3 protein-coding genes are annotated in these 2,059 nt (G+C 72.8%); 1 reads left to right on the forward strand and 2 read right to left on the reverse strand.

The annotated features are described in order from the left end of the window. On the reverse strand, positions 1-745 hold a 745-nt coding region (locus AC1DUQ_RS21195), incomplete at its 3' end, for an S-methyl-5'-thioadenosine phosphorylase (protein WP_477074571.1). Positions 746-810: 65 nt separating this feature from the next. On the opposite strand from AC1DUQ_RS21195, the gene AC1DUQ_RS21200 reads away from it, so the two are divergent. Continuing rightward, positions 811-1,869: an NAD-dependent epimerase/dehydratase family protein gene (locus tag AC1DUQ_RS21200; RefSeq protein ID WP_477062105.1), complete on the forward strand. Its 1,059-nt coding sequence runs from the start codon at positions 811-813 to the stop codon at positions 1,867-1,869. Positions 1,870-1,879: 10 nt separating this feature from the next. Here AC1DUQ_RS21200 and AC1DUQ_RS21205 read toward each other — a convergent pair. Then, on the reverse strand, positions 1,880-2,059 hold a 180-nt coding region (locus tag AC1DUQ_RS21205), incomplete at its 5' end, for an ATP-binding protein (RefSeq protein WP_477074572.1).

Genomic DNA, 2,059 nt, shown 5'->3' on the forward strand with positions numbered 1-2,059 from the left:
GCGGCACTGCCGCGACGAGCTGCCCGAGAAGGATCCGCAGGCGGTCCACACTCCGCGCGAACTCTTCCAGGACCGCCTGGTGCGACACTGCGCCGGACGCCTCGACGCCGGCGTCCGCGTCGGTCACCACGGCGAGGCTGGTGTAGCACATGGCTAGTTCTCGGGCGAGCGCCGCCTCGGGCATGCCGGTCATCCCGACGACGGTGCCGCCGGCCGCGGCATTGCTGCGCGACTCGGCACGCGTGGAGAAGCGAGGGCCCTGGATCACGATCATCGTGCCGCCGTCGACCACCTGCATCGCTGGGTCGGGTAGCGCCCGGACGGTCTCGCGGCCCTGGGGGCAGTAAGGGTCCGCGAGCCCGACGTGCACGACCGCCCCGACGTCGTCGTAGAACGTGTGCGGCCGCCCCCAGGTGCGGTCGACCAGCTGGTCCGGCACGGCGAGCGTGCCCGGAGCAAGGTCGGGACGCAGGGCGCCCACTGCTGACGGGGCCAGGATGCGCCGCACCCCGAGCATCCGCAGCGCCCACAGGTTGGCCCGGTAGTTCACGCGGTGCGGAGGGAACCGGTGGTCCGCACCGTGGCGCGGGAGGAACACCACTCGCCGGCTCCCGAACTGGCCGACCAGCGGAGGATCGCTGGGTTCGCCGAACGGTGTGAGCACCGGCACCGGCTCCGCGTCGTCGAGGAGACGGTAGAGGCCGGAGCCTCCGATGATGCCGACGGGCGACGCGCTGCTTGCCATGCGATCGACGGTAACGGGCGGCCGTGACGTCCACCTGGTTCTCCACGATCCGTCAGCCTCTCGTCATGCCCCGGGTCTCGGAGCCCGGGCATGCTGGGCGGGTGCGCATCCTCGTCACCGGCGGAGCCGGGTTCATCGGCCGACCCACGGTTGAGCGGCTCATGGCGGACGGACACGACGTGACTGTCCTCGACCTGGTGCGGCCGGCTTCCCGACCGGGAGAAGTCACAGCGTTGCCTGGGGCGCGCCTGGTGTTGGGCGACGTGCGGGACGAGGACACTCTCGTGCCGGCGGTCCGGGGCGCAGACGTCGTCGTGCACCTGGCAGCGAAGGTGGGCCTCGGTGTCGACGTCGACGACATCGTCGACTACGTCTCCGCCAACGACCTGGGCACGGCCACCCTCCTGCGCGCTGCGCACCGCGCCGGCGTGGGTCGCGTCGTGTTCGCCAGCTCGATGGTGGTCTACGGGGAGGGCGCCTATGACTGCCCGGAGCACGGCCGCGTCGGTCCGGGGCCTCGGCGTCTGGCGGACCTCGAGGCGGGCGTCTTCGATCCCCGCTGCCCGCGGTGCGACGCCGTGCTGGTTCCCGCGGTGGTGACCGAGGATGCACCGCTCGATCCGCGCAACGTCTATGCCGCGACGAAGGTCCATGGCGAGCACCTGCTCCGGGCCTGGGCGCGAGAGACGGCCGGCGGCGCGTTCGCGTTGCGGTTCCACAACGTCTACGGACCGGGGATGCCCCGCAACACGCCGTACGCCGGGGTGGCCTCCCTGTTCCGGTCGGCGCTCGCCTCGGGACGCGCGCCGCGCGTGTTCGAGGACGGCGCCCAGCGTCGGGACTTCGTGCACGTGGACGACGTCGCCCAGGCTGTGGTCGCGGCCACCACGGCAGACGCCGGTCCCGGGCTCGTCGTCCCGCTCAACGTCGGCTCCGGCGCGGTGACGACCGTCGGCGGACTGGCGGAGGCGCTGGCGGACGCCCTCGACGGGCCAGCGCCGGTCGTCACCGGAGAGTTCCGGATCGGTGACGTCAGGCACGTGACCGCCTCGTCGGACCGGGCCGCGCAGGTGCTGGGCTGGTCGGCGCAGATCGGGCTCCGCGCCGGTCTGGCGACCTGCTGATCAGCTGCGGTCAGTCCTGGAGAACGGTGGCGGTGGTCTCTCCCTGCGCCGGGAGCCGGACCTCGAACAGGCATCCTGCGTCGGTCGGCTCGACGTCCACCCGACCGCCGTGTGCCGCGACGACGGTCCCGACGATGGCCAACCCGAGCCCCCTCGACCCAGTCTCCCGCCGGTGTGCGCCATGGACCCC

It is taken from the genome of Cellulomonas sp. P4_B5_2 (assembly GCF_056402235.1).